General features: G+C 63.5%; 6 protein-coding genes. 4 read left to right on the top strand and 2 right to left on the bottom strand.

What is annotated here, in order from left to right; genetic code table 11:
* From IG169_RS19020 to IG169_RS19010, 3 genes are all read left to right on the top strand, one after another.
* The coding region (locus IG169_RS19020) for a TadA family conjugal transfer-associated ATPase (RefSeq protein ID WP_210326101.1) at positions 1 to 1,353 on the top strand (1,353 nt) is incomplete at its 5' end.
* A gap of 40 nt (positions 1,354 to 1,393) precedes the next feature.
* Positions 1,394 to 2,407, top strand: coding sequence for a type II secretion system F family protein (locus IG169_RS19015; RefSeq protein ID WP_193177843.1), 1,014 nt, complete (start codon positions 1,394 to 1,396; stop codon positions 2,405 to 2,407).
* A gap of 3 nt (positions 2,408 to 2,410) precedes the next feature.
* On the top strand, positions 2,411 to 3,409 hold the full coding sequence (locus tag IG169_RS19010) for a type II secretion system F family protein (RefSeq protein WP_193177834.1): 999 nt from the start codon (positions 2,411 to 2,413) through the stop codon (positions 3,407 to 3,409).
* Between the two features lie 90 nt (positions 3,410 to 3,499).
* Here IG169_RS19010 and IG169_RS19005 read toward each other — a convergent pair whose 3' ends face one another.
* Both IG169_RS19005 and IG169_RS19000 read right to left on the bottom strand, forming a co-directional pair.
* Complete coding sequence (locus tag IG169_RS19005; protein WP_193177833.1) at positions 3,500 to 3,964, bottom strand: MAPEG family protein; 465 nt, start codon at positions 3,962 to 3,964, stop codon at positions 3,500 to 3,502.
* A 115-nt stretch (positions 3,965 to 4,079) separates the two neighbouring features.
* A complete protein-coding gene (locus IG169_RS19000; protein WP_193177832.1) occupies positions 4,080 to 4,925 on the bottom strand; it encodes a tetratricopeptide repeat protein in 846 nt (281 codons plus the stop codon).
* Positions 4,926 to 5,082: 157 nt separating this feature from the next.
* Between IG169_RS19000 and IG169_RS18995 the strand changes: the two genes are divergently transcribed.
* On the top strand, positions 5,083 to 6,474 hold the full coding sequence (locus tag IG169_RS18995; protein ID WP_193177842.1) for a leucyl aminopeptidase family protein: 1,392 nt from the start codon (positions 5,083 to 5,085) through the stop codon (positions 6,472 to 6,474).
* The last annotated feature ends 59 nt before the right edge of the window (positions 6,475 to 6,533 follow it).

The following is a 6,533-nucleotide window of genomic DNA, read 5'->3' as shown; positions in this document are numbered from 1 at the left end:
CCCACGCCTCAGGCGCCGCCGCCGTCGCGTGATATGCCGATCGACAAGCCGCGTGCCAAGACGCAGCGCAACGACGTCTACTACGACACCAAGATGCAGGTGTTTTCGGCGCTGATCGAAACGATCGACCTGTCACAGCTCGCCAAACTCGACGCCGACAGCGCGCGCGAGGAAATCCGCGATATCGTCAACGACATCATCGCGATCAAAAATTTCGCGATGTCGATCTCCGAGCAGGAGGAATTGCTCGAGGATATCTGCAATGACGTTCTCGGTTACGGGCCGCTCGAGCCGCTGCTCGCCCGCGACGACATCGCCGATATCATGATCAATGGCGCTGACAACGCCTATATCGAAGTCAGCGGCAAGGTTGTGGACGCGGGCATCCGCTTTCGCGACAACCAGCAGCTGTTGAACATCTGCCAGCGCATCGTCAGCCAGGTCGGCCGCCGCGTCGACGAATCGAGCCCGATCTGTGACGCGCGCCTACCCGACGGTTCGCGCGTCAACGTTATCGCACCGCCGCTCGCCATCGACGGCACTGCCCTGACCATTCGAAAGTTCAAGAAAGACAAGCTGACGCTCGATCAGCTCGTCAATTTTGGTTCGATTTCGCCGGAAGGGGCGACGCTGCTGCAGATCATCGGACGCGTGCGCTGCAACGTCGTCATCTCTGGCGGTACCGGCTCGGGCAAGACGACGCTGCTCAACTGCCTGACGCATTATATCGATACCGACGAGCGCATCATCACCTGCGAGGACTCGGCCGAGCTGCAACTGCAGCAGCCGCACGTGGTGCGCCTTGAAACCCGTCCGCCGAACCTGGAAGGCGAGGGCGAGATCACCATGCGCGATCTGGTCAAGAACTGCCTGCGCATGCGTCCTGAACGCATCGTCGTCGGCGAGGTGCGCGGCCCGGAGGTGTTCGACCTGCTGCAGGCCATGAACACCGGCCACGACGGATCGATGGGCACCATCCACGCCAACACCCCGCGCGAATGCCTCAGCCGTATGGAATCGATGATCGCGATGGGCGGCTTCACCCTGCCGCAGAAGACGGTGCGCGAGATTATCGTCGGCTCCGTCGACGTCATCGTCCAGGCCGCCCGCCTTCGCGACGGCTCGCGCCGCATCACCCACATCACCGAGGTGATCGGCATGGAAGGCGACGTCATCATCACCCAGGACCTCATGCTCTACGACATGGAGGGCGAGGATGCGTCCGGCAAGATCATCGGCCGGCACCGGTCGACCGGCGTCGGCAGGCCGGCGATGTGGGATCGCGCGCGCTACTTCAACGAGGAGCAACGTCTCGCTGCGGCTCTCGATGCGATGGAGGTCGTGGTAGCGTGACCGTAACGGGCCAGATAGAGATCGGAAGTCAGTCATGATGATCTTTGGTTTTCCGGCCAGTGTTGTTGCATTCGTCGTGCTTGCCGGCCTTGGCGTCGGCGGCGTGCTTTACGCGTTGTTCTTCACCACGATCGAGAACGAGCAGAACCAGAACCGCCGTCTGTCGAGTATCAAGTCGCAGTCGACTGACAGCGCCTCGCGCCGTGCCGCGATCGACCGCGCGTCCGAAGGCGCCAAGCGCAAGAAGCAGATCCAGGATTCGCTGAGCGAACTCGACGAGCGTAACAAGGACCGCGTGCGCGACGCCGCGCACCCGTCGCTGAAGAAGATGCTGATGCAGGCCGGCCTGAAGATCGAGATGCAGACCTTCTACATGTACTCGCTGATCTGCGGCGTTGCGCTGTCCGCGATGGCCTTCATCATGGGTGTGCCGCCGATCTATCTCATCGGCATTCTGTTCGCCGGTGCTTTCGGCGTGCCGCGCTGGGCCGTCAGCTTCATTCGCAAGCGGCGCATGAAGGCGTTTCTCAACGAATTTCCCAATGCGATCGATGTGATCGTGCGCGCCATCAAATCCGGCCTGCCGCTCAATGACGGCCTGCGCCTGATCGCCAGCGAGGCCCGCGAGCCGGTCAAATCGGAATTCCGTCGCATCATCGAGGCACAGCAGCTCGGTTTGTCGACTCCGGAAGCCTGCGGCCGCATGTATCAGTCGATGCCGATCCCCGAAGCCAACTTCTTCGCTATCGTCATCCAGATCCAGGCCAAGGCCGGCGGCAACCTCGCGGAGGCGCTCGGCAACCTGTCGCGCGTGCTGCGTGACCGCAAGAAGATGAAGGCCAAGGTCAATGCCATGTCCATGGAAGCCAAGGCCTCGGCCGCGATCATCGCGGCGCTTCCCTTCATCGTGACCGTGCTCGTCTATCTGACCAGCCCGGCCTACATCATGCTGCTGTTCACGACCAATACCGGTTTCCTGATCCTCGGCGTCTCCGCCGTATGGATGTCGATCGGCGTCTTCGTGATGCGCCAGATGATCAACTTCGAGGTCTAGGCAATGAGTGACGATCTCGTAAATCTGCTCACATCGCAGCAATTCGTCGTCGCGATCCTCGTCGCGGTGAGCGTCTTCGCCACGCTGTTCACCGTTTTGACGCCGATGCTCGGTGGCAACGAGTTGAAGGCGCGCATGAAGACGGTCGCCACCGAACGCGACGAAATCCGCGCGCGCGAACGGGCGCGTCTTGCCGCCGAAAAGCAGCAGAATCGCGGTTCGCTGCGCATGGAGGCCAAGCAGGGCGGCGTGCGCCGCATCGTCGAGCGGCTCGATCTGAAGAAGGCTCTCGCAGATCAGGCGACCATCGACAAGATGCGCGCGGCAGGCTTTCGCGGCCAGCAACCGCTGAACGTCTTCCTGTTCATGCGCCTCGTCCTGCCGGTTGTCTTCTTCGTTGTCGCGCTGGTCTATGTCTTTGTATTCCGCGCCCTGATAGAGCAGCCGACGGCGATCCGCATTCTCGCCTGTGTCGGTTTTGCCTATCTCGGCTTCTACTCGCCGAACATCTACGTTTCCAACAAGGCGGGCAAACGCAAGGCGTCGATCAAGAAGGCCTGGCCGGACGCGCTCGACCTGATGCTGATCTGCGTGGAATCTGGCATGTCGGTCGAGGCGGCCTTTCGCAAGGTCTCCGAGGAAATCGGCACCCAGTCGGTGCCGCTTGCCGAGGAACTCGTGCTCGTCGGCGCAGAACTGTCCTTCCTGCAGGAACGGCGCATGGCCTATGAGAACATGGCCAACCGCACCGGGCTCGAAAGCGTGAAGTCGGTCTCCCAGGCGCTTGTCCAGGCGGAACGCTACGGTACGCCCGTCGGCCAGGCACTGCGCGTGCTGGCCGCCGAAAGCCGCGACCAGCGCATGAACGAGGCCGAGAAGAAGGCGGCGGCACTGCCACCGAAGCTGACGGTGCCGATGATTCTGTTCTTCCTGCCGGTTCTCTTCGGCGTCATCCTTGGACCCGCCGGCATCCAGATCTCCGCTCGCGGCGGCATCTTCTGACCGCTGCGAAAAGCCGCGAGCAACATGAAAAGGCGGTCTTTTTGGCCGCCTTTTTGTTTGGCTGGTGCAGCCCGCCGGCATCTGCACGGGCTAGAAGATGATCGCCGCCAAAACGTAGAGTGCCATCACGATCACGGCGAGGGAGCCGATCGTGTAGAAGGTCGCGCGCACCTCGTGCATCTGCTTGGTTATGTAGGCGACCGCGTGGGCGAGGCGGGCGAGAACAAAGCCGTACATCAGGGTCTGGGCAAGGAGAAGTGGCGGCTCGACGGTCACGAAGACCAGGCCTGCGGCCCAGAAGGCCGGAATGTTTTCAAGATCGTTGCGGTGCATGCGCCGCGACCGGTCCACATAGTCGTTGAGTTCGAGTTGGCCGGGCCGGGGGGTCCTGTTGAGCGGGCCGGCCTGCAGGTCCTCCGGGCTCGCCAGCCCGGAATCGCTCTTCATCATCCGGTAGACGGTCATCCAGCCCTGCCCCATGACCTTCAGCACCATCAGTGCGGCCGCGATCGCATAGGTGACGAAGACCGGATTTTCCGGATTGAGCGCTGCCATGACAATCCCCTCGTTGCCGCCCGGCCGGTGACCGGCGGGGATCGCGGATCGTATCACGGATTTCGGAAGACGGTAGAAGCGGGGTGTCCAGCGGGAGAAGGGGTCGCGAAAGACGCTATTGCTTGGCTTTCTTGGCCTTGTCTTCCTGCTTGATCAGGTTCCAGGCGTTCTGCTGCGACAGCATGTTGCGCAGATAGGCGACATTCGCCTCGGCCTGCTGCGGCGACAATTCGCGCCGCGCGATCTGGTCGGCTTCGTCGAAACGTCCCTGAAGCCCGACGACGAGCGCCAGGTTCTGGCGCACGCGGCTGTCGGCCGCCGGTTGCTGAACGGCTTGGCGCAGATAGGTTTCGGCTTGGCTCAGATTGCCTTCCAGCACGTAGCTCATGCCGAGATTGGACAGGATAGACGGCTCGTCCGGGCGCAGTTCGAGCGCCTTCCGGTAAAGCTGGCGGGCTTCGTCGGAGCGGTTGGTCTGGTCGTAGATCGCGCCTTCCGCCGAGATCAGGCGCCAGTCCGGCTGGGTCGGATCCTGTGCGCGCTGAAGCGCGTCGAGCGCCTGGTTGAACTGGCCGGCGCTTGCGAGCGCCTTGCCGTAGGCGGCGAGCACCTGCTTGTCGTTCGGGTAATCGATGGCGGCCTTGCGCATCACGGCCAGCGCCTGGTCGTTGCGGTCGTTCATCCTCAGGATCGAGGCGAACGCCATGGCGACGGTCTTGTCCTTCGGATTGCGCTCGTAGATTTTCGAATAGGAACTCAGCGCCTGATCGAGCTCGACCGCGGTCATCTGTTCGACCGGTTTTTGCGCCGGCGAGCCGATCGAGCCGGTTGTAAGGCCCCGACTGGCGCAGGCGGTGACCGTGGAGGCCGCGAGGAGGATGGCGAGCGCGCGAAGCGCCGGCCGTGCCGATCTCCGCTTGGCTGAGGATATCGTTGCGGTCTTGCTTGCGGTTCGCACCATGTGGAGCTCCCTCGCGGCGTTCGTTCCGGTGGATGACGCCGCATTGATGGCGATGAATCTCTTGCAGAAAGCAATATTCTGTTAACCCTAACGGATGGTTAATGTTGGTTAACGGGGCGCCCGCCAAAATGGCGCTGCGCGTGATTTGGAAGAAATGATGCTCGATGATGTATTGACGCCGACAAGCCGCCGCACCAAGGCGGCGCGACCTGTCTGGCTTGTCCGCGCGGACGGCCTGAAGGACGAGACGGCCTATGGCAAAGCGGCCGCCAGATGGGTCCGCGAAACACGTTTCAAGGCCGGCGCGGGCGACGTGCTCCTGCTACCCGGCGAGGACGCTGGCGAAATCGCTGGCGCCGTGCTCGGGCTCGGCGACGCCGATGACCCGCTCGCAGCGGGCGCGCTGGCCGGAAAGCTGCCCGGCGGCGACTGGTATTTCGAGGATGCGCGCGAAACCGACCTGCGTCTTGCCACGCTCGGTTTCCTGTTCGGCGCCTACCGGTTCAGCCGTTACCGCAGGCCACCGGGCGACCGGCCGCGCCTGATCCTTGATGACGGCCTTGACCGGGCGGAGATCGGGGCCCTGGCGCAAGCCGTCTGGCTCGCCCGCGATCTCGTCAACACGCCGGCCAACGACCTCGGCCCCGAAGGGATCGAGGCGGCGGCCCGCAGCCTCGCCAAACCGCGCAAGATGGCGGTCAAGGTTATCAAGGGCGCCGATCTGCTGAAGCAGAACTTCCCGCTCATCCACGCCGTCGGGCAGGCGTCCGTCTCGCCACCGCGCCTCATCGACATGCGTTGGGGAAAGCGCGGCGCGCCACGGCTGACACTGGTTGGCAAGGGCGTTGCCTTCGATACCGGCGGCCTCGACATCAAGCCCGCCAGCGGCATGCGCAACATGAAGAAGGACATGGGCGGCGCGGCGAACGTTCTCGCCCTTGCCGGGCTGATCGTCGACATGAAGCTGGACGTGCGCCTGCGCGTGCTGATCCCGGCAGTGGAAAACGCCATTGCCGGCAATGCCTTCCGGCCGGGCGACATCTTCCCGAGCCGCAAGGGCCTGACGGTCGAGATCGGCAACACCGATGCCGAGGGGCGGCTGGTGCTCGCCGATGCGCTGGCGTTTGCCGATGAGGAAAAGCCGGATCTCCTGATCGACATGGCGACGCTGACGGGCGCCGCGCGCGTCGCGCTCGGGCCGGACGTGCCGCCCTTCTATACGACCGACGACGCCTTCGCCGATGCGCTGGCCGCCGCCTCTCTGCTCGAGCACGATCCGCTCTGGCGCATGCCGCTCTGGGCGCCCTACACGAAAGGTCTGAATTCGCAGGTCGCCGATCTCTGCAATGTCACCAGCGACGGCATGGCCGGGTCGGTCACGGCCGCGCTGTTCCTGCAGCGCTTCGTCAGCAATGCCAAGAGCTGGGCGCATTTCGACATCTTTGCCTGGAACGCATCGGCCAAGCCGCATTCGCCCGTCGGCGGCGAGGCGCAGGCGATCCGCGCGCTCCTGGTTGCGCTCAGGCAACGCTACGGCGTTGCCGCCTGAGGCCCGTTAACCGCCTCCTTATTGCGTTTGTTAAGGGATGGCGGATATTGTGCCGGAAC

This window comes from Oricola nitratireducens, from assembly GCF_014904745.1.
Taxonomy (GTDB): Bacteria; Pseudomonadota; Alphaproteobacteria; order Rhizobiales; family Rhizobiaceae; genus Oricola; species Oricola nitratireducens.
The sequence above is the reverse complement of the archived record's forward strand: the minus strand, read 5'-3'. Positions and strand labels throughout refer to the sequence as shown.